Genomic DNA, 24854 nt, shown 5'->3' on the forward strand with positions numbered 1-24854 from the left:
AGAACAAAGCAGGGTTGGCAGGGTCCCGGCTGGGGACTACTCCGACGGCCTGGTGGACCGCTCGTGGATCACGGCCGGGCGGAGCGGCTGGACCGGGGCGCCGCCGGACTGGGCGGTCGTCTCGTAGGCCGCGGCGCGCTGGAGCGGTTCGGAGGCCTCGACCGGGGCCGAGTGGGCCGTGTGCGCCTGGAGCGGGTTGTGGTTCTCCCTCGTCGGCTCGAGAGCCTCGAAGGTGTGCGACATCTGGGTCCGCGCGAGAGGCTCGAACGCTGCCGCCTGTTGCAGCGGCTCGGCCGGGGTGGCCTCGACGCTGCTGTACATCTCCCGCGCCTGCATCGGCTGGACCGGCGTTCCCGCCGTCATCGAGACACCGGACGCCACGGTCGAGTCCGAAGCCGCCGCCATGCGATGTGCCGCCTGGAACGGCTCGGCCTGGACGGCCTCTACGCGGTGCGCCGTCTGGAACGGCTGCAACGGCTCGGCCGCGACCACACGCTCCGTGGCCTGCATCGGCCGCAACGCCTGCATCGGCTCGGCGACGTGCATCGGCTCGGACGCGGCCATCCGCCTCACCGCGTGCATGGGCTCAGCCTCAACCGTGTTCATCTGAGCCCGGGAGAGGGCCTGCATGGTGGGCGCTTCCGCCTGGACCGTGCCGACACGGGCGTTGGCGACCGCGTTGGGTGCGGAAGCCGTAGCGGTACCGCCACCACCGGACTGGTTGTTCGCCACCGCCTCGTCGATCTTCTTGTCGACGCCGTTCGAAGCCTTCCAGCCCTCGTAGCCGATCTCGGCGACGTCGGCGGAGTTCTCGAAGCGCTCCCAGCCCTTGCTGATCTTCGCCATGATGTCGTCGAGGTCGCCGATCCGCTTCATCTGCCGGCCGAGGGCGGCGACGACGCGGGCCACGCGGGCCGCGATGTTCGTGCCCAGCGCGACCGCCTTGCCGACCGCGAAGCCGATGAAGGCGGGGATCGAGGCACCGAACGTCGGGATCATCGTGGCCGCCGCGATCAGCGCACCGCCGATCAGCGAACCGATCAGCTGGGCGATCAGGTCGCGGACGATGTCGCGCAGGACGGTGACCAGCATGCCCATGATCGCGACGATCTTGGCCTTGGTCTCGACGGCGCTGGCGAGCTCGTCCAGCTCCTGCGACATGCCGTCCATCGACGCCTTGAAGCGCTCGGACGACGTACCGGTCCAGCCGTCGAACGTCGCCAGCCCGTTCTTGTGGTCCTCGGCCAGCACCCGCAGCTCGGCCGCGCGCGCCTTGGTGGCCTCGACGTTGGCCTGGATCTCCTCCGGGTTGCCCATCAGCTGGTTCAGGGCGTCGCGGAGGAACGACACGTGCTCGATCAGCCAGCCGACACCGGCGCCGATGATGCTGCCCAGCGGGTCGATCGCCAGCATCACCGTGGCCGAGGCCGCGCCGATCGCGTTGAACGTGATGTCGAGTGCCTTCTCGGCCTCGGACTCCGCGTCCTTGCTGATGCCGTCGATCAGGCTGCCGTAGGCCTCGATGAACAACGAGCCCTTGAGCTTGTTCTCCTCGGTGATGTTCATCCCGGGAGGAGACGGGAGTGGGGTTTGGGGAGCGGTCATCGCTGTGTCCTCACCAGGGCTGGTTGTCGTCGTCTTCGTCGTCGTCCGCGCGGCGTCGGCCGCGGACGGGCTGCGGCTGCGGGGCTGCCGCCGGCCTGCTCACCGGGGGAGCCGGAGCGGGTTCCGGCTCGTCGTAGGAGTCGATCTCCTCGTAGGGCTCGGTCTCGTCGACCTCCTCGTCGGACGGGATCGAGTCGGACACCATCTGGTACGCCTCGGTGCCCTCACCGAGCGGCTTGAAGATCTCGAGGACCTTCTCCGCCGCCTGCTTCTGGGCGTGCCGCGCGGTCTCCAGGATCACGGCGGTGAGCCGGGCGGAGCCCAGCTCGACCGCGCGGTGCCCGAGAACGAGGTTCTGCAGGCCGCCGTTGGGGCCCACGGTCACCGTCACCGAACCGTCCTTCGACGTGACGGTCGCGGTGGACGCGGCGAAGTTCTCCTGCAGGTCCTCCGACTTCTTCTTCAGGTCGGCCAGCTTGGCCTCGTACTCTTCGACCCACTGAGTGGGATTCGCGGGATTCACACGTTCCTCCGGCGGCGGCGGTTCAACTGCGACCAACGCGTTTTCACGCGAGCACAGCGTCGATTCGGGTGGCGATGCGGTCGTTGTCGGTCGGCGAGAGGCTCAGCCAGCCGTCCGAGTTGACCATCAGGTAGCGGCCCTGGTGGGTGTCGAACCAGTTGATCACGACACCGGAGCGCGCCCGGCCGCGGGTGACGCCGAACTGGCCGCCCGCGACGCGGTTCGCCGCGAGCTCACCGAACTGCTTCGCGTCCTGAGTGGACAGACCGGCCCGCTGCAACGCGGCCCGGTCGTCCATCTCGTCATCGGCCGCTCCCCACGGGTCTTCGGCGTCGTCCTCCTCCGACTCCTGGAGTGCGACGGCCTCCTGCAACGTCTCGACCCGCACGTTCACCGCGGTGCCGGGGCCGGGCTCACCGTCGGGCAGCACCCGCACGATCTCGCGGGCGAGGCCGGTCTCCCGGATCGCCAGCAGCCCCACCCGGTCGTTGTCGATGATCGCCAGCACGGCCCGCTCGCCGTTGGAGACGGCGAGCGCCCGCACGGTCCGGTCCAGCCCGGCGACCGCGTCCACGGACACGTCGTGGTCGTCGAGCAGCCGCAGGTACTCCTCCAGCCGGTGGTTGTCGGCCAGGCCGCGGTGCCGAAGCTCGTCGAGCGTCTTCTCGCGCAGCACGCGGCGGTCCTGCTCGGTGTCGCCCTCGCTCGGCACGTCCAGCGGGTAGGGCATCCGGCCGAGCCGCAGCTCGTGCCACAGGACGTCGAACTCGCGGGGCGACAACAGGAACTCGGGGGTGATCACGAGGCGTCGGGGCCCTTCTTCCTGGGCTTCGCGCCGCCGATCACCGACGGGGGCAGGTTCTCGCCGGGGACCTCGAACAGGTCGCCGCCCATGATGTAGCTGGCGGACCGGTGTTCCTTGTCCTCCTCGCCCCTGCCACCGGCAGCGGGAGCGCCGCCCATCGGCGCGCCGGCCATGCCGGCACCGGCCGCGGCGGCCGCGCCGGGACCCGCCATGCCGATCGGCATGCCGGGACGGGCCTGGCCCTGCACACCGGCCGTGCCACCCGGCTGCATCGCGCCACCGGCGCCACCGGCACCGGCCGCGCCGCCACCGAAGCCGCCGCCACCACCCGCGGCGCCGAAGTTCGGAATCGCGCCGGGCTTCATGCCCGACGAGGCACCGCCGCCACCACCGCCGCCGCCGCCCGGACCACCGGGCACACCGGTTCCCGTCGTCATTCCCTTGGGCGAGTTCGGGTTCTGCGGCGTGTAGTTCGGGTTCGGGATGTCCCTGCCGACCACGGGAACCTTCGGGATGTTCGTGTTCGGCCGCTGCGTGCCGGACGGGCCCGTGCCGGTGTACGGCGTGCCGCCCGTCGGGAACTGCGGCGTGTAGTTGCTGCCGCCACCGCTGGTGTACGTGGTGCCGGGGCTGGGCGGCGGTGTGTAGCCGGGAGCCGTCGGCGTGTACGTCGCGGCCGCCGCGCTCGTGTTGCCGGGGTTGTAGTTCGGCATCTGCGGCGTGTAGCTGCCGCCTCCTCCGCCACCACCCGCGCTGGGCGGTGGGGTGTAGCCGGGCGCGGACGGCGTGTAGGCCGCGGCGGCGGGCGTGTTGACGCCGGTGCCCTGCGGCGAGCCTCCGGTCGGCGCACCGGCGGGAGCGGGCGCGGTGGCCGTCGCGGCACCACTCGCGGCGGCGTGCGTGGACATGAGGCCCTCGGCACCGTTGAGCGTGGGCGCTCCGGCCGCGCGAGGCAGCGCCAGCACGGGCTCCTCGATCCGGCCGGTGGTCGGGTTGAACGGCGGCTTGAAGACCGGCACCGACGTGTCGATCTGCCGGGAGCTGTTCTCCATGTTGGTCATCACGGAGACCGCCTGGTCGTGCGCGGCGCGCGACGCGTTGTTGGCCGCCGCGATGTCGGCGGAGGCCAGCACGAACGCGGGTGTGCCCGGCTGGGACAGCGCGGCGGCGGCCTTGTTCCAGTCGAACTGGATCGGCGCCGGCATCTGCGCTCGCGCGTTCTCCATCACGCGGCCCTGCTCGGCGACCTTGTTGCCGACCTCGACGGCGGTGCGGGCGGTCTCGTCGACCCACGTCCCGAGCTTCTTCATCGCCTCACGGGCGGCTTCGGCGGCGGCACCCGTCCACTTGGACTCCGACGCGGTGATGACCGCGTTGATCGTGCGGGCGGCCTCGGTCAGCTCGGAGCCGTACTTGCCCCACTCGGAGCTGATCTGGCCTGCCTGACCGGGATCGTTGTTGTTGTGCACAGCGGCGTAGAGCTCTTGGTGCGAGCGTGCCGCCCAGTTCTGGGGGTCCGTCAGGACGGGCTTGTTCTCGAACTCGCTCGGGTCGGTCTCGGGGGGCATGACCGGCTCGCCTCTCGCGTCGATGGAGTCAGCTGGATCCGAGCCGGGATCAGCTGTTCATGATCTTCTTCAGTTCGGTCTGCTGGTCCTCGTCGAGGCGGGTGAAGTTCTCGATCGCCTCGACGATCGAGTTCTTCGTCTGTTCCAGCACCGTGCGGTACGCGGTCATGACGCTGACGAACGAGTACTGCTCACCCTCGGCCCGGTGGGTGAACTTGTCGCGCATGGCGTCGCCGATCGGGTTGGCGCCCAGCGGTGCGGGACGGGCGATGCTGGTGTTGGCGTGTTCGATCCACGCGTCGACCTGGTCGATCTGAGCCTGGAACTGCTTGCGGAGCTCTTCGCCCGCGGTCGGGTCGAGTTGCACCTGACCCGAGCTGACGGTGTCGCGCAATGCGACAGCGTCGTTGTCACCGACGATGTACATGCGTGCAGTATCAAGTAGCTTCATGTACATCGCGCACTTTCCACGCCGCGGGTAACCAATTGAGACTCGCGTTCACAATCCGTTGCGGCGCAGTGAAACGGGCCACCGCCGGGTTGACGACCTGTGATCGTAAAGATCGTTTCCCCAGGTTGTGAGAGCGCTCTCGATCCAGTGCCCGAACGGGCATCCGACCTCTGTTCACATCACCGGATCGGGCCTTGACCGGGGTTCTGTGTGGCCTAAATCACACGCGTCTCGGATCGGTTCTTAGGCTTGTCTTGATCTCGATTCCGCAACGGCGAGTGTTACCGATCCGAGTGATTCCAACCGATGAGACGAATTCGGGCGCACACCGGAGTGCGCGCCCGAATGATCAATGACAAATATTGTCCGGTTCCGGGAATGTCAGGCGAGAACGGTGTCGATTCGGGTGGCGATGCGGTCGTTGTCCGCGGGGGAGAGGCTCAGCCAGCCGCCGGAGTTGACGACGAGATAGCGGCCCTGACGGGTGTCGAACCAGTTGATGACGGCGTCCGCGCGCTGACGGCCGTGCATCACGCCGAACTGGCCACCCGCGACCCGGTTGGAGGCGAGCTCACCGAGCTGGCGTGCGTCCTGTGCGGACAGACCGGCGCGCTGCAGCGCCCGGGTGTCGTCGAGATCGTCGTCGGCCGCGCCCCACGGGTCGTTCGACTCCTCCTCAGGCTCGGCTTCCTGCAACGCGGCGGCCTGCTGCAACGTGTCCGCTCGCACGGACATCGCGTTGCCGGGACCGGGTTCGCCCTCGGGCAGCACGCGCACGATCTCGCGGGCGAGACCGGTCGGCCTGATCTCGGTGAGGCCGACGCGGTCGCCGTCGATGATCGCCAGCACGGCGCGGTCACCGCTGGAGGCCGCGAGCGCCCGCACGGTGCGGTCCAGCCCCAGCACGGCGTCCACGGACACCTCGTGGTCGTCGAGCAGCCGCAGCAGGTCCTCGAGCCGTTCGTCGTCGGCCAGTCCGCGGTCGCGCAACCGGGCGAGCGTCTGGTGCTGCAGGGTCCTGACCTCCTGCTCGGTCGCTCCCTCGCTGGGCACGTCCAGCGGATAGGGCATCCGTCCGAGCCGAAGCGTCCGCCACAGCACCTCGAACTCACGCGGCGACAGGAGATATTCGGGCGTGATCACGACAGCAGTATCGGGGACGGCACGGGGAACTGGCCGCAACCGGCCCGGATCTGCACCCGGACGAGCCTCACATCGGTGTGTACGTGACCGGTGGGGTGAACTTCGGGCGGGTGCGGCGGCCGTTGCCCGTGACCAATGCCTTGGACGACGTGCTGGCCGCCTGCGAGATGAACGGCGCCGAGCTGCCGGTGGACCACGGGTATCCGGCCCGGCTGGTGGTGCCGGGGTGGGTCGGGATCGCGAGCATCAGGTGGCCGGGGTCGGTGGAGGTGTCGGAGACTTCGCTGCATTCGCCGTGGGATACGGAGTTCTACCGGTTGCTCGGACCCTCCTGTCCGGCGACGACCAGCCGGACGAGTCGCCGTACAACACGCGGGGCTACCTCTTCGGCGCGGTCGTGAAGCTCCGGTGACGGTGGTCTGAGTCAGGCGCTTTCGCGCACGACGAGGGTGGACGGGAAGAACGTGACGCGGTCGGTGCCACCGCGGTCGAGCACGGCTCGTGCCGCCGCCGCGGCGATGTCCTCCACCGGGTGCGTGGACGTGGTGAGCGCCGGACGGCTGAGAGAGGCGAACGCGATGTCGTCGAACCCGGCGACCGCCACGTCACCCGGCACGTCGACGCCGAGCGCGTGCAGTCCGTCGAGGACACCCAGCGCGGTGAGGTCGCTGAGCGCGAACACCGCGTCGGTGTCCGGCCAGTGCGCCATGATCTCGGCGGCGGCCGCGGCACCGCGAGCGGCCGTGAAGTCACCGGGAACGACCCTGGTCTCGCCACCGATGTCCCGCATCACCCTGGTGTAGGCCTCGACGGCACGATCGCCGCACGGCAGCCATGACGGCCCGGTGACCATGGCGATCCGGCGCCGGCCGGTGCTCACCAGGTGGCGCACGACTCCGTCGGTGCCGGTGCGGTTGTCCACGTCGAACGACGGCACGTGACGCGTGCCCACCCCGATCGCGGCGACCCGGCCGCGCAGGTCCCGCGGCACCGTCTCCAGCGCCGGTCGCGTCGGGTTGACCACCAGCAACCCGCCGAGCCCGCGCCTGCCGGCCAGCGCGGCGAGTGTGACCGGCTCGTTCAGGGGTAGCCAGTGCAGGGAGACGCCGACCTCGCGCTCGGCGGCGATGTGCGCGGCCGTGGTCAGGACGCGCCCCACGTAGGGGTCGTCGAGCACGGCGGCGGTGTGGCCGATGACGGCGATGGCGAGACGGGTACCGCTGCGGGAGGCCAGTGCGCGGGCGGCGGCGTCCGGCACGTAACCCAGCCGGGTCACGGCGGCGGTGACCCGGTCGCGTGCCTTCGCGGACGCCGGGCCCTGACCGGTGACCACACGTGAGGCCGTCGCTCGTGACACGCCTGCGGCCCGTGCCACGTCATCCAGTGTCGCGCTGCGTTCTCCCGTCATCTCCACAGTATTGCGGTGGAAGCGCTTCCATGTGTGGGGTATGTATTCCGTATCGAGAAAGGGGGACCTGGATGACGGTCACGTCGCCGCGCCGCGAGGTCCGGGCCGCCGCAGCGGGGGTGGCGGTCACGTTCGGACTGAACGGCGTCGCCGTGGCGACCTGGTTCGCCCGCGTACCCGCCGCCCGCGACGCGCTCGGCCTGTCCGCGGGCGCGCTGGGCTTGCTGCTGTTGTCGATTTCCGCGGGCGCCTTCCTGGCGATGCTCACCGCGGGCGAGGTCACCCACCGGCTCGGAGCCCGGCGCACGGTGTGCGTGTCGGCGGTGGTGGTCTCGGCAGGTCTCGGAGTGGCGGGTGCCGGCATCGGAGCCTTCCCGTCGGTCGCGCTGACGGCGATCGGCATCTTCGTGCTGGGCTACGGCTCCGGCACCTGTGACGTGGCGATGAACGTCGAGGCAGCGGAGGTGGAGCGCGCTCTCGGTAAAACGGTGATGCCGCGCTTCCACGCCATGTGGAGCCTCGGCACCGTGGCCGCCGCGGGCCTCACCTCCCTGGTGGCGTGGGCGGTCCTGCCGGTGACCACGCACCTGGTGCTCGTGGCGGTGGTGGTCGCGGTCGGCTCGTTGCTGGCGGCGCGGACGTACCGGTTCGGCGGCGACGCGGAGCACGGTCGCGGCAGCGGGGTCATGGCCGCGTGGCGGGAACCTCGCACGCTGCTGGTCGGCATGCTGGTGCTGGTGCTCGCGTTCACCGAGGGCACCGCGAACGACTGGGTGGCGCTCGCGTTCATCGACGGCCACTCGTTCGACCCGGCGATGGGCGCGGCGGTGTTCGGCGTGTTCGTCACGACCATGACGTTCGGCCGGATCTTCGGCACGATCGCGCTGGACCGGTGGGGGCGGGTGCCGGTGCTCGTCATCACGATGCTGCTGGCCGCTGCCGGTGTGGGGCTGGCGGTGTTCGGCGGGTCGCCGGTGGTGGCGGTCGCTGGTGTCGCCGTGTGGGGGCTTGGTACCGCGCTCGGGTTCCCGGTCGGGATGAGTGCCGCTGCGGACGATCCTGCTCGCGCGGCTGCTCGGGTGAGTGTTGTCGCGGTGATCGGTTACACGGCGTTTCTCGCCGGGCCGCCGGTGGTCGGGTTTCTCGGTGACGAGGTCGGGGTGTTGAGGGCTTTGCTCGTGGTTCCGTTGCTGTTGCTGCCGGCGCTGGCGTTGGTGCCCGCTTTGCGGCCGCCTGAGTCTCGTTAGGTGCGATGTGCGCGCACCACACACACGGCGTCGGCCGGGTTCCCCCAGTTTCAATCCTAGAACTCGGGACCGACAGTTGGGCGAGGCGCGGGCAGGGGTGTGAAGATCGAGCGGTGACTGTCTCCGCGTGGGCACCCCTGCGCCGCAGTGCCTTCAGGGCGCTGTGGCTCGCCCAGTTCGCCTCCAACATCGGCACCTGGGCGCAGACCGTCGGCGCCCAGTGGCTCATGGGTGACCTCGGCGGCTCGGCCCTGCAGGTCGCGCTCGTCCAGACGGCCACCACGCTGCCGGTGTTCCTGCTGGTCGTGCCGTCCGGCGCGCTCGGCGACATCCTCGACCGCCGCCACGTCCTCATGTCCGGTCAGGCACTGATGCTGGCGGGCGCGGCGGGGCTGATGCTGCTCGCGGGCACCGACAGGGCGACGCCGTCGACCCTGCTCGGGTTGCTTGCGCTGATGGCCGTAGGTCAGGCGCTGTCGATGCCGTCCTTCCAGGCCATCCAGCCGGAACTGGTGGGGCGCGAGGAGATCCCGCAGGCCGCGCTGCTCAACGGCGTCAACATGAACGTCGGCCGCGCCATCGGGCCGGCGCTCGGCGGGCTGCTCATCGCCCTGGCGGGGCCGGAGGCGACGTTCGCGTTCAACACCGTGTCGTTCCTCGGCGTGCTGATCGTGCTGGGGCGGTGGCGGAGGCCGTCGGACAACCGTCCACTCGGGACGGAGCACATCGCCACCGCGATGAGGACCGGGGCGCGGTACGTGGCGAGCTCGCCGTTGTTCCGGCGGGTGCTGACGAGGCTTTCGCTGTTCATCGTGTTCGGCAGCGGGTTGTGGGCGCTGCTGCCGGCCATCGCGCGCGGGCCGCTCCGGCTCGACGCCAGCGGGTACGGCGTGTTGCTCGGCAGTGTGGGCGCCGGGGCGATCGGTGGCGCGTTCGTGGTGCCGAAGTTGTTGCAGCGCATGAGCAAGAACCGGATGGTGCTGTTCGCGACGTGGCTCTACGCGGCGGCCACCAGTACCGCGGTGCTGACGGAGAACTTCGTCCTGGTGATCGTGGCGATGTTGCTGACGGGTGCGTGCTGGATCGCGACGCTCTCGACGTTCAACGCCACCGCGCAGGTGTTGCTGCCGTCGTGGACGAGGGCTCGTGCGCTCGCCTACTACCAGCTGATCCTCATGGGCGGACAGGCGCTGGGCGCGGTGGTGTGGGGTGTCATCGCGGACGCGTACGACCTCAGAGTCGCCATGATCGTGCCCGCGGTGGCGATGGCGGTGGCGGTGCTCGTGGCGACGAAGTGGTTGCCGCTGCTGGACCGCCCGCTCGACGTCAGCCCGGCGACGTACTGGGAGGCTCCACCCGAGATCGACGACACGGACGCCGGGCCGGTGCTGGTCACCGTGGAGTGGCCGGTGGCGAGGGAGAACGAGGACGAGTTCGTCGCCGCCATGCAACGGGTCGGGCGGGCGCGCAGGCGCACCGGCGCCACGATGTGGGGGTTGTTCCGCGACACGGAGAAGCCCGAGACGTTCCTGGAGACGTTCACGGTGGCGACGTGGCAGGAGCATCTGCGGCAGCACCTCGAGCGCGGCACGGTCGTGGACCGGCAGAACCAGGAAGCCGCACGTGCGCTGGCCAAGGACGACCCGCACGTGCGGCACCTGATCTTCGCCGAGCCCAGGAAGCCCGGCTAGGCGTTGTACGCCTCGACGGTCACGCGAGGTTGCTCCGACGTGAGATCGCGCTTGTGCCACGACAGCGTCACCGAGCGGGTCTCGCCGGGCAGCAGCCACAGGTAGTTGTCGCTGTAGAAGGTCGGCAGCACCCGCTCGCCGGATCGCCTGTCGCGCAGCCCGAGACGGGTCATCGCCGCGACGACCGAGCCCGTGTTGCGCACCTTCACGGTCAACCGCCGCCGGTCGCCGTCACGACGCGTGCTGCCGACGTCGACGGAAAGCCTGGTACGACCGGAGGAGTTCAGGGCCTGCAGGTCCGACGGCGTCCGGTAGCGCCAGTAGGTGTTCTCGGACAGCAGACGGTCACCGTCGAGCAGCCGCAGCCGCACGAGGTGCAACGGCGACGCGTGCGGGGTCACCTCGAAGAGCTGAGCCCGCCCGGACGCGTCGACCTCCACGTCCGCCTTCTGCGTGCTCAGCACGGCGCCGGACAACGAGAGAACGGTCGCCTCGACGCGGCCGCGCAGGACATCGGTGGTGTGGTTGAGGACCGAGACCTGCCAGGTGTCCAAAGAGGCCTGGACGTGCAACGGTTCGCACGCCTTCTTCGCACCGAAGTACGTGCCGTTGACGTCCATGTCGTAGTCGTAGGTCTGCCACACCGTGGAGTGCCAGGCCGGGTGCGACATCCACAGCAGCAGAGCCGAGGCGTCGTCCCACAGGTTGGCGTTCCAGGCCTCGAACATCGCGCGCATGTTCTCGTAGTTCACGAACTGCGCCTTGCGGCAGAACTCGTCCAGGCCGGTGGAAGCGCCGAGGCGGGCGTCGATCGCGGCCTGGTAGAGCTGCGGGCGCTGGTTGCCGTTCGTGCACCAGTCGTGGGCGTACCAGACGTCACCGATCGGCCAGGCGACCTCGGAGCCGACGAGGTTGCGCATCGTCTCGGCGACCGGGACCGTCGGCATGCCGATCTCGGTGTGGAAGCCGAAGTTGAACGTGTCGTAGGTGTTGGGGTCGAAGTACTTCTGAGGTTCGACCCAGTAGTACGGGCCGTGGCCGGAGACGCTGCCGTCGGCGGAGTGGCTCTGGTAGTGGACGTCGCCGTGCTGCTCGGCGATGATCTTGCGCAGGCCCGCGTCGGTGTTCGGGGGCGGGGAGGCCTCGTTGGCGCCGCACCACACCACGATGCTCGGGTGGTGGCGGTACCTCATCACCGTGTCGCGGGCCGTGTCGAGGTAACCCGGGATGTCGTCGGGGAAGTAGCCGACCACCCAGAAGTCGTTCCACACCAGGATGCCGTGCCGGTCGCAGGCCGCGTAGAACTCGTCGCGGTTGCTGGCGCCGATCCAGTTGCGGATCATCGTGAAGTTCATGTCGCGGTGCAGCGCGATGACGTTGTCCATGCGCTCGGCCGGCATGCGGCGCAGGAGCTCGTCGAAGCCCCAGTTGCCGCCGCGGCAGAAGATCGGCACGCCGTTCACCCGGATCTTCAACGGCTTCGGGGCGTTGCTGACCTGCTCGACCTCGCGCCAGGTCTGGCCGTCGTCGGAGACGTGCACCTGGTACAGCGACGCGTAGGCGCGTTCCCAGGAGATCACGACCTTGCTGAACGACACCTTGGCGCCGAGGTCGACCTGGACCCACTCGTTGTCGCGGTACTCCGACGACCAGCGGGTCCCGGGGTCGCCGTCGACGACGTTCGGCGCCTTGTTCCACTCGTTGTCGAATGAGGACGCGGTGGCCACCTCGCCGCGCGCGAGGTCCGTCTCACCGTCCACGATGGACAGCGACCACATCGACACGCCCCAGCCGGTGGCCCTGCGCAACGCCGTGACCCGCACGTGCTGTGCGGTCTGCGGACCGAGGTCGACGACCTGGGTGGCGGCGTTCTGCCCGGGCGGGAACTCGATCGGCAACTCGTGCTCGTAGGAGAACTCGCGGATGCCGAAGTGTGTGGTGCGCTTGTCGCTCTCAGCACCGTTCGCGGTCACGGTCAGGACCGTCTCGTGCAGGTACGGGTCGCCGTAACCGTTCGGCCACCACAGCTTCGGGTCGGCCATGGTGTGCGTGCCGAGAGCGACTTCCGACGTCCCGGGCGGCAGCGTGACGGCCTTCGCGAGCTTCACGCCGGAGAACGCCGCCTGCACCGTGACCGGCAGGGGAGATGTGCCGGTGTTGCGCACGGGCACGCTGATCGCGATGCCGGCGGATTTGTGGTCGGACGACAACGTTGTCACGATGTGCGGATCGCCGATGACCGCGTCACCGGTGGCGCGCAGCCGGATGTGGTCCCAGATCCCGGTGCCGCGGTCGCGCACGGCGGGCATCCAGTCCCAGCCCGAGATGCACAGGTAGGTGGGGGAGTCGAGGTAGAGCTTGCCCGAGTTCGGGAACGCGCCGCCGTCGCTGCCCTTGTCCGTCGGGCTGCCGGGGTGCGCCATCGGGTTGAGCCGCAGCGCGAGCACCTGCTCGCCGGAGGCGTTCAACGCCGGCGTGATGTCGAACGCGCCGCGGACGAACGGGTTGGTGACGTCGCCGATCCTGGTGCCGTTGAGCCAGATCTCGGCGTGCTGCATCACGCCGTCGAGCTCCAGCCACACCCTGCGGCCGGCGAAGCTCCTGGGCAGCGGGAACGCGCGGCGGTACCACCAGGAGTGCCGCGACAGGGCCTCCGGGATCTTCATGTTGTGCATGGCGGCCACCGGGTCCGGGAAGCGGCCCTGGTCGACCAGCGACGTCAGCACCGTGCCGGGCACCGTCGCGTCGAGCCACCTCGACGTGTCCACACCGGACCTGGCCAGCGCTGCGCCGTCGGCGGTGCCCGCGAAGTCGTCCATCGTGAGGTGCCAGCCGGAGTTCAGCTCCACCGTGTGGTCCGGGCCCGGCTCCAGCGCGGGCACGGTGCCCCTGCTGCGCCAGCCGGTCCAGCCCCCGCACCGCCGGCCGTTGCTCGCGGGTCGTGCCGTAGACCTGGAAACCGTTGAGCCCCAACGGGTTGCCGTTCGACCGGCGCGTGGCGACCAGCCGGACGTAGCGCGCGTCGACCGGTTTCTCCAGCTGGATCCGGGTTTCCGCGCCCTGTCCCTCGTCGGTGCGGTGGACCTCGCGCCACGTCCGGTTGTCGGTGCTCACGTCGACGCGGAACGACAGCGCGGCCGCGGACAGGATCTCCGCGCCGGTCGTGTCGGTGCGCGGCTGGTAGCTGGGCGACGGGACGAACGTCGGATCGCCCAGCTTCGCCTCGAAGACCAGCACGAACGAAGAGACCTGGCAGACCGCCTGCAGGTCCACGACCACCCACTGCGGGTCACCGCCGGCCGCGCGCCAGCCGGAGCCGCGCACGCCGACCTGCTGCAGACCGTCGGTCACGAACTGCGGGGGAGTGGCGGCGTAGGCGGTGGAGGAGGCGGAAACAGGCCGGTTGAGGGCGAGATCGGTCGCCTGCGGGGCCGCCTTCTCCTCGCTCGCGAGTGCTTTGGGGGACAGCGCGACGCTGGCCAGCAGACCGGCGTTCGCGGCGAGGAAGACACGACGAGGAAGCTCGTGCGACATCAACTCTCCACGCGATCGGGCGCCCACGGACAGCTTTGGTGGCTGATCCTTTCGGGGTCAAGAGGACAAGCGAGACAAGATGACAAGGTTGTCCAACGCCTGTCCCATAGTGGCGCCCTATGAGCGGAAGGAATGTTCGGGGCTCCGCGAGCGGTGTGACGCTCCTCAGCACCTCACATCCCCTGCGGAGGACACCGATGCGATTAGCCGTACTCGTCCTGACACTTCTGGCCGGACTCCTGGTCCCTGCGGCAGCGCAGGCGGCACCCGTCCAGGGCGCGCCGAACAGCCCCCTGCTGCCGCCCGAGGTCGCCAGGAACCTCCATCACGCGGCACCCGAGTCGACGATCTACGCGGCCGTCACCGACCACCCGGCCGAGCTGCGCGCGTTGACCCACGTGCTGGACAACTACACCAAGGCCGACGACGCCACCGTGCACGCGGGCATGATCATGCTCTACTACGGCCACAGCCACGCGGACTTCGTGGCCGCGGTGAAGGCCGAGCCGGAGATCCTGCGGGCGCTGCGCCGGTTCGTGGTGCGGCATCTCGGTTTCTTCGGCACCGACCGCGCCTACCTGGTCCACAACGCGACCCGCGAGCTCGGCCGGTTCCTGCAGCACCGCGACATCGCCCCGCGCGTGCGGCCGCTGCTCGCCGGCCTGGCCAGGCGCGGCGACGTCGTCGGCCGCCTCGCGCCGATGTGGGTCGGCGTGGCCGAGATGGCCGACTGGTACGACAAGGCGAACTGCCGCACGTACCGCACCTGCGACTTCCGCGAGCGCATCAACCGCAGGGTGCTCGGCGTCCGGCACACCTGCAGCGCCACCCTGCGCATCCGGGCCCAGCAGCTGACCTCGGACGAGCTCAGCCGGACGTGCACTAGCCTGGCCGGCCAGGACGCGGTCTTCCACCAGATCGCGCGGGATCCCGGCCCGGTCGCCGACGACCTCAACACGACGCTCGAGGTCGTCGTGTTCGACTCCAGCACCGACTACCGCACGTACGCCGGGGTGCTGTTCGGCATCGACACCAACAACGGCGGCATGTACCTCGAAGGTGATCCGGCGAAGGCGGGCAACCAGCCGAGGTTCATCGCGTACGAGGCCGAGTGGCTGCGCCCCGACTTCCAGATCTGGAACCTCAACCACGAGTACACCCACTACCTCGACGGCCGGTTCGACATGTACGGCGACTTCGAGGAGAACATGAAGACCCCCACGGTGTGGTGGATCGAGGGCTTCGCGGAGTACGTCTCGTACCACTACCGGGGCGTGGTCTACGACAGGGCGATCGCTGAGGCGAAACTGCGCACCTACGCGTTGAGCGCGCTCTTCGACACGACCTACGACCACGACGCGAAGCGGGTCTACCAATGGGGTTACCTCGCGGTCCGGTACCTGATCGAGAAGCATCCGGAGGACGTGGCGGTTGTGCTGGCGAAGTACCGCGTGGGTGACTGGGCCGGTGCGCGGGACCACGTGACGCTGGTGATCGGCACGCAGTACGACACCGACTGGCAGGGGTGGCTCGGCACCCTGTCGTGACGACGGCGGGGCGGCTCAGTCCGCTGCGGCGAGCGCCGCCCCGCGCTCCTGCCACCACGACCGGAACACCGGACTCGCGAGCGCCTGCTCCGAGTAGGCACCCAGCACCTCGGCGAACACGCGGCTGGCCTGACGGAAGGTCAGCCGCTCCCGCCGCCAGCAGAACACCAGCCGCATCCGCATCGGCGCCCCCGCCAGCGGCCGCACCGCCACCCCCGGCCCGCCCTGCGAGGTCGGCTCGACCAGCTGCACCGCCTTGCCCGCCGCGATCAGCTGCCGCCCGGCCCCGCTCGGCACCTCGAACCGGATCCGCGGGACGAACCCCGCCGCCCGGCATGCCGCGCGCAGCGTCGTCAGCGACCCGTCCTCGGCGCCGGGCGGCCCCACCCACGCCTCGCCGGCCAGGTCGGCCAGCTCCACCTCTGGTGCCGAGGCCAGCGGATGAGCAGCGGGAAGAGCGATGTACACCGGCACCCACGGCACCACGATCCGCTGCGCCACCCCGCGCGGCAGCCCCAGGTCGCCCTCCTCGTCGACCGCGATCACCGCCGCGTCGAGGTGCCCGTTCGCCAACGCCAGCGCCAGCCCGGTCGACGACGGGTCGACCACCAGCGTGACGTCGTCCAGCGCGTCCTCGAGCCGCGTGTACAACGCCGCCACGCACTCCATGTGCACCGACCCGAACCGGATCGGCCCGTCCCGCCCGGCCATGTCCGAGCCGAACGCCTCCAGCTCCACCAGCAACAACCTGGCCCGCTGCAGCATCTGCGCGCCCAGTGCGGTGGGAACGGCTCCCGAGCGGCCGCGTTCGAACAGCCTCCCGCCGACGAGACGCTCGACCCGCTGCAGCAGAGTGGTGAGCGACGGCTGGGAGATCCCGAGCTGCGTGGCCGCGCGCGAGAGGCTGCCCGCGTCGCCGATGGCGCAGATCGCGCGCAGGTGCCGGATCTCCAGTTCCATAGCCTGAGGCTATCCCCGATCTGGATTGGCGGGCTCCCTCCGTTGGGAGGGAGGCTGGCCGAGAAGGACGTTCCCCGAAAGGACCGGAATTGGCTCGGACACGCCGCGACATGGCGAAACTGGTGGACGCGGACGGTTTCCGCACGTACATCCGCGACGGCTGGGGTGAGTGGGACAGCCACATCGACCTGCCGAAGGGCACCGCCGAGGCCTCCGCGGCGCACCGCGCCAAGCTCGTCGCCGCTCTGCCGGGCAAGCGGATCGCCCTGGCAGCGGGCCGCGCGCACGTCCGGTCCAACGACACGTTCCACGAGTTCCGCGCGGACAGCGACTTCGTGTGGCTGACCGGCTGCCAGGTCGAGGGCGCGGTGCTCGTTCTGTCCGCGGAGGACGCCACGCTGTTCGTGCCGGTGCCGTCGGAGGCCCACAGCGTCGACTTCTTCGGCGACGCCGACCGCAGCCCGTTCTGGATCGGCGCCGCCGCCGGGCCGAAGGAGTGGGGCGAGGCGCTCGGCATCACGGCCCGCCCGCTGGAGGACCTCGCGCACGCGCTGCGCGGCCGTCACCCGGAGACGCTGACCGCCAAGGGCGTCGACCCGCTGCTCGACGCGCTGACCGGTTCCCACAGCGACGAGCTGCGCACCACGCTCGCCGAGCTGCGCCGCATCAAGGACGGCTGGGAGATCGACCAGCTGCGCCAGGCCGTCGACGCCAGCGTCAAGGGCTTCGCGGACGTCGCCATGGAGCTCGGCCAGGCCGTGCGCGGCGGGGGAGAGCGCTGGCTGCAGGGCACGTTCGACCGCCGCGCCCGCACCGAGGGCAACGGTCCCGGCTACACCTCGATCGTCGCCGCCGGACCGCACGCCCCGGTGCTGCACTGGACGCGCTGCGACGGCCGCGTGAACGAGACCGACCTGCTGCTGCTCGACGCGGGCGTCGAGATGAACTCCCTCTACACCGCGGACGTCACGCGCACGTTCCCGGTCAGCGGCGAGTTCAGCGAGCCCCAGCGTCAGGTGTACGACCTCGTGTACAAGTCGCACGTCGCGGCGCTTGCGGAAGTCAGGCCCGGCAACGACTACAGCGCCTTCCACCACACCGCGATGCGCGTGCTGGCCGAGGGCCTGCACGACTGGGGCCTGCTGCCGGTCAGCGTCGACAAGGCGCTCGACCCGAGCGGCCAGCACCACCGCCGCTACATCGTCTGCGGCACCGGGCACTTCCTCGGCCTGGACGTGCACGACTGCGCCGACGCGCGCCAGGAGACCTACCAGCAGGGCATCCTGGAGCGCGGCATGGCGCTGACCGTCGAGCCCGGCCTCTACTTCCACCCGAACGACGAGACCCTGCCGCCGGAGCTGCGCGGCATCGGCGTGCGCATCGAGGACGACCTGGTGGTCACCTCGACCGGCGCGGACGTCCTCTCCGACGCGCTCCCGATCGAGGCCGACGACGTCGCCGCCTGGGTCCGCAAACAGCGCTCCTGACCCTGTTGGTCGGGGCGTCTGCAAGTACTACCAGGCTTCAGGTTGGTAGTACTTGCAGACGCCAAAAGTCCTAAGTGGACGGGGTGGAGCGGGCCCACGCGAACGTGAGCTCGATGGCCCGTTTCCAGTTCGCGTACTCGTCCTCGCGGTGCCGGGCGTCCATCACCGGGTTCCACCGCGCGGCCAGATGCCAGTTGCGGCGCAGGCCCTCGAGATCCGGCCAGTATCCGGCGGCGAGGCCCGCGGCGTAGGCGGCACCCAGTGACACGGTCTCCGCGACCAGCGGCCGCATCACCGGGATGTCCAGCACGTCCGCGATGAACTGCATCAGCAGGTGGTCGGCGGTCATCCCGCCGTCCACCTTCAGAACCGGCGTCGGCGCCCCGAGGTCGGCGTTCATCGCGTCGACGACCTCACGCGTCTGCCACCCGGTCGCCTCCAGCACGGCCCGTGCCAGGTGCCCCTTGTTGATGTACGAGGTCAGCCCGACGACGAGCCCGCGTGCCTGCGCGAGCCAGTGCGGCGCGAAGAGCCCCGAGAACGCCGGCACGATGTAGCAGCCGCCGTTGTCCTTCACCGTGCGCGCCAAGGTCTCGATCTCCGGCGCGCTGTGGATCAGCCCGAGGTTGTCGCGGAACCACTGCACCAGCGACCCCGCGACGGCGATCGAGCCTTCCAGCGCGTACGCGGGCTCGCCGCCGATCTGGTAGCCGATCGTCGTCAGCAGCCCGTGCTTGGACCGCACCAGCTCGGTGCCGGTGTTCATCAACAGGAAGCCGCCGGTGCCGTAGGTGCCCTTGATCGACCCCTTCTCGAAGCACGTCTGCCCGAACAGCGCCGCGTGCTGGTCGCCCAGCGCCGCCGTGATCGAGATGCCCGGCACGACGCGCGTGGTCGTGCCGCGGATCTCGGTCGACGGCCTGATCTCCGGCAGCATCGCCGCGGGCACGCCGAAGAAGTCCAGCAGCATCGGATCCCATTGCCGCGAACCGAGGTTCATCAGCATGGTCCGCGACGCGTTGGTCACGTCCGTGACGTGCAGGCCGCCGTTCACGCCGCCGGTGAGGTTCCAGATCAGCCAGGTGTCCATGGTGCCGAACAGAACGTCGCCGCGTTCCGCCTTCGCCCGCAGCCCTGCCACGTTGTCCAGCATCCAGCGCAACGACGGCGCCGAGAAGTAGGTCGCGAGCGGCAGGCCGCAGCGCTCGCGGACCTCCTCGATGCCCGGCTGTTTCCCCAGCTGGGCAACGAGTTCCTCGGTGCGGATGTCCTCCCACACGATCGCCCGGCCGATGGGGACGCCGGTGTGGCGGTCCCACAGCACGAACGTCTCGCGCTGGTTCGTGATGCCCAGCGCGACGACCTGGTCGGCCGTGATTCCCGCCTGCCGCAACGCCTGCGGCATGATCCGGTCGACGTTGCGCCAGATCTCGACGGCGTCCTGCTCGACCCAGCCCGGCCGCGGGTGGTACTGGCGGTGTTCGCGCTGGGCGACCGCGACCAGGCGGGCGTTCTGGTCGAACACGATGCAGCGCGTCGACGTCGTCCCCTGGTCGATCGCCATCACAAACCGTTGCACGGCTCGCCTTTCAGTTCTCGTCGACCAGAGACGTGGTGACCGCTTCCGCGGCCTGGGACACCTGGCGCACCAGCGTCGCACGCGGCCGTCCCGCGGAGTCGCACAGCCGGTCGACGGGGCCGGAGATGCCGATCGCGCCGACGACGAGGCCGCCGGGAATCCGGATCGGCGCGGCGATGCTGGCCTCGCCGGGCATGTACTCCTCGGCCTCACCCGCCCAGCCCTGCGCTCGCACCTCGGTCAGCACCCGTTCCAGCGCCTGGGCGCGCGTGATCGTCCTGCGCGTCAACGACGTCAGCTCGCGCCGGCGTGCGGCCGCCGACAGGTCCGGGTCGTAGGCGAGGAGCACCTTGCCGAGCGCGGTCGCGTGCAACGGCAGCATCGCGCCGATGCCGAGGGTCTGCACCGAGTCGTCCGGACGGAACACGTGATGCACGACGAGCACGGCACCGTCGTGGTGCATGCCGATCCTGACCTCCTGGCCCGACCGCGCGGCCAGCGTGTCCGCCCAGTTGATCGACCGCGAACGCAGCTCGTTCGCGTCGAGGTAGGAGGTGCCGAGGTGCAGCAGCGCGGCGCCGAGCCGGTAGCGGCCGGTGGTCTGGTCCTGCTCGACGAACTCGACCCGTTGCAGCGTCCGGAGAATCCCGTGGGCGGTGCCGCGCGCGAGGCCGAGCGAGTCGGCGATCTCCGTGAGACCGTGATGGCCGGAGCCACGCGCGAGCAGCCGCAGCACGGCTGCGGCGCGTTCGATCGACTGGATGGGTCCCGGCACGCGAGAAACGTAATTGAGACGACCCGTGTCGGCAATGTCGAACCGCCACGGCCGTCATCGCCCCAGGAAAACGCCCGGAAACGCCTTGTCTGAGCACAGCGTGACCGAGTGGTCACAGCTTTGCACCCGGTAGGTGTCGACATTGTCGAAACGTGCCCGTTGAGCTGGCGTGACCTGGGTCATTACGTTGCGCCTCAATCACCAGCGGGTGATCAACCGTTCAAGGACGAATGGGAGGCCAGCGTGGGTCTCGGGTCAGTGTTCCTCAGCGAGGTGCTCGGTACGGGCATCCTGCTGTTGCTGGGTGCGGGCGTGGTGGCCAACGTGCTGCTCGCCAAGTCGAAGGGCTTCGACGGCGGGTGGCTGTTGATCAACTTCGGCTGGGGCCTCGGTGTCTTCGCCGGTGTGTACGTCGCGTACAAGTCGGGTGCGCACCTCAACCCTGCCGTGACCATCGGCATTCTGACCAGCGGTGCGGCTGAGTACGCCCCTGGTGTTCCGGTCAGCGCGGGCTCGACGGTCGTGTACTTCGCCGGTGAGTTGCTCGGCGCGTTCCTCGGCGCCGTCCTCGCGTGGCTCGCGTACAAGCCGCACTTCGACGAGACGCCCGACGAGGGCCTCAAGCTCGCCGTCTTCTCCACCGGCCCGGCGATCCGCAGCTACACCTGGAACCTGGTGTGCGAGATCATCGGCACGTTCGTCCTGGTCTTCGTGATCCTCGCGTTCGGCAAGACCCCGACCCAGATCGGCCCGCTGGCCGCCGCACTGCTGGTCGTCGGCATCGGTGCCTCGCTCGGTGGCCCCACCGGCTACGCGATCAACCCCGCCCGCGACCTCGGCCCGCGCATCGCGCACGCCCTGCTGCCGCTCTCGTACAAGGGCACCGATGGCGAGGCTGTTGGCAAGAAGGACTCCGACTGGGGTTACGCCTGGGTGCCGGTCGTCGGCCCGATCATCGGCGGTGCCATCGCCGGTGTCGTCGCCTCGCTCGCGTTCTGACCATCCTGAAAGGACTTTTCGATGACGCAGTACGTTCTCGCCGTCGACCAGGGCACGACCAGCACGCGGGCGATCATCTTCGACCACAGCGGCTCCATCGTCGCCGTGGGTCAGAAGGAGCACGAGCAGATCTTCCCGCGCGCGGGCTGGGTCGAGCACAACCCGCTCGAGATCTCCGAGAACACCCGGTTCGTGATCGGCCAGGCGCTCGCCGCCGCCGACCTCAACACCGGTGACCTCGCCGCCGTCGGCATCACCAACCAGCGCGAGACCGCGGTGGTGTGGGACCGCAACACCGGCGAGCCCGTCTACAACGCGATCGTCTGGCAGGACACCCGCACGCAGGCGATCGTCGAGGAGCTCGGCGCACTGGGCGGCGGTGCCGAGCGGTACAAGGCCAAGGTCGGCCTGCCGCTGGCGACCTACTTCTCCGGCCCGAAGATCCGCTGGATCCTCGACAACGTAGAGGGCGCCCGTGAGCGCGCGGAGGCCGGCGACCTGCTGTTCGGCAACACCGACACGTGGACGCTGTGGAACCTCACCGGCGGCCCCAACGGCGGCGTGCACGCGACCGACGTGACCAACGCGTCGCGGACCATGCTGATGGACCTCGACACCCTGCAGTGGGACGCGGAGATCGCCGCCGAGATGGGCATTCCGCTGTCCATGCTCCCGGAGATCCGTTCCTCCTCGGAGGTCTACGGCAACGGTGGTCCCGGCGGGGTGCTGAAGGGCGTGCCGATCGCGGGCATCCTCGGCGACCAGCAGGCCGCGACGTTCGGCCAGGCCTGCTACGAGCCGGGCACCGCGAAGAACACCTACGGCACCGGCAACTTCATGCTGCTGAACACCGGCACCGAGAAGGTCGCGTCGAAGAACGGCCTGCTGACGACGGTCTGCTACAAGATCGGCGACGAGGCTCCCGTCTACGCGCTGGAAGGCTCGATCGCGGTCACCGGCTCGCTGGTGCAGTGGCTGCGCGACAACCTCGGCATCATCGGCTCCGCGCCGGAGATCGAGACGCTGGCGCGGTCGGTCGAGGACAACGGTGGCGCGTACTTCGTGCCCGCGTTCTCCGGTCTCTTCGCCCCGTACTGGCGGGCGGACGCGCGTGGCGCGGTCGTCGGCCTGACCCGGTTCGTCAACAAGGGCCACCTGGCGCGTGCCGTGCTGGAGGCGACGGCGTTCCAGACCCGTGAGGTCCTGGACGCGATGAACGCCGACTCCGGCGTGCCGCTGACCGAGCTGAAGGTCGACGGCGGCATGGTCGCGAACGAGCTGCTGATGCAGTTCCAGGCCGACGTTCTCGACGTGCCGGTGGTGCGTCCGGTCGTCGCCGAGACGACCGCGCTGGGTGCCGCGTACGCCGCCGGTCTGGCTGTCGGCTACTGGTCGTCGCTGGACGAGCTGCGCGCGAACTGGGCAGAGGACAAGCGCTGGACGCCCGAGCTCGCCGCCGACGAGCGCGAGCGCGAGTACCGCAACTGGAAGAAGGCCGTCACCAAGTCGTTCGACTGGGTCGACTCCGACGTCCGCTGAGCGTTTCTTCCCTAGGAGCTGAAGTTGTTCGCAAGGCTGGATCCGGCTCGGCGCGCTGACGCGGTGCGTTCGCTGGGCTCGACGGAGTTCGACGTGCTCGTGGTCGGAGGTGGTGTGGTCGGTGCGGGCGCGGCGCTGGACGCGGCGTCGCGCGGCCTCTCCGTCGCGCTGGTCGAGGCACACGACTGGGCGGCGGGCACGTCGAGCCGGTCCAGCAAGCTCGTCCACGGCGGGCTGCGGTACCTGGAACAGCTGGAGTTCAAGCTGGTCCGGGAAGCTCTGAAGGAACGCGGCCTGTTGCTGCGCCGGCTCGCACCGCACCTGGTGCGGCCGGTGCCGTTCCTCTTCCCGCTGGAAAAGCAGTGGGAACGCGCTTATGTCGGCGCAGGTGTGCTGCTCTACGACACGATGGGTGGCGCCGGGGCGGTACCGATGCACCGGCATCTGTCTCGCGGCCGGATGGCTCAGGTCGGGCCGTCGGTCGATGTTTCGAAGTTCGCCGGCGCGATCCGGTACTACGACGCGCAGATGGACGACGCCCGGCTGGTCCTGACCCTGGTGCGCACGGCCGCCCAGCACGGCGCCACGGTCCTGTCGCGGGCTCGGGTCACGTCGCTGCTGAGGTCCGGCGGCCGCGTGTCGGGCGCGCGTGTTTCGGTGGACGGGTCTCTGATCGACGTCCGGGCGCGGCGGGTGATCAGTGCGACCGGTGTGTGGACCGACTCGCTGAACGCGATGAGCCCCGGCAGGCCGCCGTTCCACGTGCGGATGTCCAAGGGCGTGCACGTCCTGGTGGACCGCTCGAAGATCCAGCTGGACGGCGGGCTGATCACGCGGACCGAGAAGTCGGTGCTGTTCGTGATCCCGTGGGGCCGTTACTGGATCATCGGCACCACGGACACGGCGTACTCCGGCGATCCTGCTGCGGTTTCGGCCACTTCCGAGGACGTCTCCTACATCCTCGACCACGTCAACGCGGTGCTGCGCTCGCCGCTCTCGGTCGACGACGTCGTTGGTACTTATGCGGGTCTGCGGCCGCTGCTCGACGGCGCGTCCGGCGACACGGCCAAGCTGTCGCGCGAACACGCTGTGGCACAACCGGAGCCGGGCTTCTTCGTGATCGCCGGTGGCAAGTACACGACCTACCGCGTGATGGCGGCGGACGTCGTGAACTCCGCGGTGTCCGGTCTCGGCCGCGCCGTCGCACCGTCGCTGACCGCCCGGCTGCCGTTGTGCGGCGCGGTCGGTTACCACGAGCTGTGGGCGGACCGGGCTCGAGTCGCCGCCGAGTCCGGCCTGCCCACGTCCACTGTGGAGCGTCTGCTGCGACGCCACGGCTCCGCGGTGTCCGACGTGCTCGCCCTGATCGCCCAGGACCCGTCGCTCTCGGCCGACGTGGCCGGGTACCTGGCGGCGGAGATCGTGTACGCGGTGACGCACGAGGGCGCGCTCGACCTCGAGGACGTGCTGGCGCGGCGCACCCGGATCGCGGTCGAGCACCTCGACCAGGGCGCGTCGGTGGCCGGTCAGGTGGCTGATCTGATCGCCGGTCCGCTGGGGTGGTCCGGTGCCGAGCGCGACGCGGCGGTGCTGGCCTACCGCGAGTACGCGGAGATGGCGGCGAGATGAGATGGACGGCGCGGAGCTGATCGAGCGGTTGCGGCGCGAAGGTGGGTTCCGGCTGTTACCGCTGCTGGGCAACACCGGGCAGGTCGCGGGAGTGCACCTGACCCGATTCCTGCCCGGCGGGCATCTCGACGTGATCCAGGCCTGGGACGAGAGGTGGGCGGTCTGGGCCCGGTTGCCCGACACACCGGACCTGGGCTCGCCGTTCGCCGGGCCGGTCGGCGGGACGTTCCGCAGCGGGCCGCTCGCGCGGGTGGTGGCGCCGCTGCTGCCGATCCAGTCCGGGATCGTCAGTGGTGCCGAGTAGGTTGAGCTGCGAGGGGACCCCTGCGCCGGCCTGGCGATTCAACCCCGGCTTACCGCCTCT

General features: G+C 70.0%; 20 protein-coding genes and 1 pseudogene. 9 read left to right on the forward strand and 12 right to left on the reverse strand.

The genetic code is table 11. The annotated features are described in order from the left end of the window. Window positions 1–36 precede the first annotated feature (36 nt). From C8D87_RS15915 to C8D87_RS15940, 6 genes are all read right to left on the reverse strand, one after another. On the reverse strand, window positions 37–1566 hold the full coding sequence (locus C8D87_RS15915; RefSeq protein WP_112227239.1) for a WXG100 family type VII secretion target: 1530 nt from the start codon (window positions 1564–1566) through the stop codon (window positions 37–39). Between the two features lie 49 nt (window positions 1567–1615). After that, window positions 1616–2128 (reverse strand): YbaB/EbfC family nucleoid-associated protein, encoded by a 513-nt coding sequence (locus C8D87_RS15920; protein WP_109638088.1) that lies wholly within the window; start codon window positions 2126–2128, stop codon window positions 1616–1618. Window positions 2129–2171: 43 nt separating this feature from the next. Beyond that, the gene (locus C8D87_RS15925) at window positions 2172–2930 is read right to left on the reverse strand and encodes an ESX secretion-associated protein EspG (protein WP_112227240.1); all 759 of its coding nucleotides are present in this window, start codon (window positions 2928–2930) and stop codon (window positions 2172–2174) included. Beyond that, window positions 2927–4501 carry a PPE domain-containing protein gene (locus C8D87_RS15930; protein WP_112227241.1) on the reverse strand — a complete coding sequence of 525 codons (1575 nt, stop codon included), beginning with the start codon at window positions 4499–4501 and terminating at the stop codon, window positions 2927–2929. The genes C8D87_RS15925 and C8D87_RS15930 overlap by 4 nt, the downstream gene beginning before the upstream one ends. A gap of 49 nt (window positions 4502–4550) precedes the next feature. Continuing rightward, on the reverse strand, window positions 4551–4928 hold the full coding sequence (locus tag C8D87_RS15935) for a hypothetical protein (RefSeq protein ID WP_112227242.1): 378 nt from the start codon (window positions 4926–4928) through the stop codon (window positions 4551–4553). Between the two features lie 405 nt (window positions 4929–5333). Continuing rightward, a complete protein-coding gene (locus C8D87_RS15940; protein WP_112227243.1) occupies window positions 5334–6095 on the reverse strand; it encodes an ESX secretion-associated protein EspG in 762 nt (253 codons plus the stop codon). Between the two features lie 149 nt (window positions 6096–6244). Here C8D87_RS15940 and C8D87_RS15945 point away from each other — a divergent pair, with 149 nt between their 5' ends. Continuing rightward, a complete protein-coding gene (locus C8D87_RS15945; RefSeq protein ID WP_233442182.1) occupies window positions 6245–6496 on the forward strand; it encodes a molybdopterin-dependent oxidoreductase in 252 nt (83 codons plus the stop codon). A 23-nt stretch (window positions 6497–6519) separates the two neighbouring features. Here C8D87_RS15945 and C8D87_RS15950 read toward each other — a convergent pair whose 3' ends face one another. Beyond that, window positions 6520–7470, reverse strand: a complete 951-nt coding sequence (locus tag C8D87_RS15950; RefSeq protein ID WP_215732324.1) for a LacI family DNA-binding transcriptional regulator — start codon at window positions 7468–7470, stop codon at window positions 6520–6522. A 104-nt stretch (window positions 7471–7574) separates the two neighbouring features. On the opposite strand from C8D87_RS15950, the gene C8D87_RS15955 reads away from it, so the two are divergent. Beyond that, window positions 7575–8750 (forward strand): MFS transporter, encoded by a 1176-nt coding sequence (locus tag C8D87_RS15955; RefSeq protein WP_109638093.1) that lies wholly within the window; start codon window positions 7575–7577, stop codon window positions 8748–8750. Between the two features lie 113 nt (window positions 8751–8863). Then, on the forward strand, window positions 8864–10441 hold the full coding sequence (locus C8D87_RS15960; RefSeq protein WP_233442118.1) for an MFS transporter: 1578 nt from the start codon (window positions 8864–8866) through the stop codon (window positions 10439–10441). On the opposite strand, the gene C8D87_RS15965 is transcribed toward C8D87_RS15960, so the two are convergent. Together C8D87_RS15965 and C8D87_RS49150 are read right to left on the reverse strand one after the other, a co-directional pair. Then, window positions 10438–13323 (reverse strand): glycosyl hydrolase 2 galactose-binding domain-containing protein, encoded by a 2886-nt coding sequence (locus tag C8D87_RS15965; RefSeq protein WP_233442119.1) that lies wholly within the window; start codon window positions 13321–13323, stop codon window positions 10438–10440. The two genes, C8D87_RS15960 and C8D87_RS15965, sit on opposite strands and share 4 nt — an antisense overlap. A 145-nt stretch (window positions 13324–13468) precedes the next feature. Continuing rightward, window positions 13469–13975 (reverse strand): annotated as a pseudogene (locus tag C8D87_RS49150) (discoidin domain-containing protein); the annotation flags it as partial. Window positions 13976–14172: 197 nt separating this feature from the next. Here C8D87_RS49150 and C8D87_RS15970 point away from each other — a divergent pair. After that, on the forward strand, window positions 14173–15522 hold the full coding sequence (locus C8D87_RS15970; RefSeq protein ID WP_233442120.1) for a collagenase: 1350 nt from the start codon (window positions 14173–14175) through the stop codon (window positions 15520–15522). A gap of 15 nt (window positions 15523–15537) precedes the next feature. Here C8D87_RS15970 and C8D87_RS15975 read toward each other — a convergent pair whose 3' ends face one another. Continuing rightward, the gene (locus C8D87_RS15975; RefSeq protein ID WP_112227247.1) at window positions 15538–16482 is read right to left on the reverse strand and encodes a LysR family transcriptional regulator; all 945 of its coding nucleotides are present in this window, start codon (window positions 16480–16482) and stop codon (window positions 15538–15540) included. A gap of 110 nt (window positions 16483–16592) precedes the next feature. On the opposite strand from C8D87_RS15975, the gene C8D87_RS15980 reads away from it, so the two are divergent. Beyond that, entirely contained in the window at window positions 16593–17969 is a 1377-nt protein-coding gene (locus tag C8D87_RS15980; RefSeq protein ID WP_112227248.1) for an aminopeptidase P family protein, read from the forward strand. A gap of 70 nt (window positions 17970–18039) precedes the next feature. Here C8D87_RS15980 and glpK (C8D87_RS15985) read toward each other — a convergent pair whose 3' ends face one another. Both glpK (C8D87_RS15985) and C8D87_RS15990 read right to left on the reverse strand, forming a co-directional pair. Continuing rightward, a complete protein-coding gene (gene glpK / locus C8D87_RS15985; protein ID WP_112227249.1) occupies window positions 18040–19533 on the reverse strand; it encodes a glycerol kinase GlpK in 1494 nt (497 codons plus the stop codon). Window positions 19534–19558: 25 nt separating this feature from the next. Beyond that, on the reverse strand, window positions 19559–20323 hold the full coding sequence (locus C8D87_RS15990) for an IclR family transcriptional regulator (RefSeq protein ID WP_112227250.1): 765 nt from the start codon (window positions 20321–20323) through the stop codon (window positions 19559–19561). A 243-nt stretch (window positions 20324–20566) separates the two neighbouring features. Here C8D87_RS15990 and C8D87_RS15995 point away from each other — a divergent pair, with 243 nt between their 5' ends. From C8D87_RS15995 to C8D87_RS16010, 4 genes are read left to right on the forward strand one after another with little or no spacing between them, the layout of a single operon-like run. Further along, entirely contained in the window at window positions 20567–21322 is a 756-nt protein-coding gene (locus C8D87_RS15995; protein ID WP_112227251.1) for an MIP/aquaporin family protein, read from the forward strand. Window positions 21323–21343: 21 nt separating this feature from the next. Beyond that, on the forward strand, window positions 21344–22861 hold the full coding sequence (glpK, locus tag C8D87_RS16000) for a glycerol kinase GlpK (protein WP_112227252.1): 1518 nt from the start codon (window positions 21344–21346) through the stop codon (window positions 22859–22861). A 24-nt stretch (window positions 22862–22885) separates the two neighbouring features. Then, complete coding sequence (locus C8D87_RS16005; RefSeq protein ID WP_112227253.1) at window positions 22886–24490, forward strand: glycerol-3-phosphate dehydrogenase/oxidase; 1605 nt, start codon at window positions 22886–22888, stop codon at window positions 24488–24490. A gap of 1 nt (window position 24491) precedes the next feature. Beyond that, on the forward strand, window positions 24492–24794 hold the full coding sequence (locus tag C8D87_RS16010; protein ID WP_112227254.1) for a hypothetical protein: 303 nt from the start codon (window positions 24492–24494) through the stop codon (window positions 24792–24794). Window positions 24795–24854 lie beyond the last annotated feature (60 nt).

This window comes from Lentzea atacamensis (assembly GCF_003269295.1).
Lineage (GTDB): Bacteria > Actinomycetota > Actinomycetes > Mycobacteriales > Pseudonocardiaceae > Lentzea > Lentzea atacamensis.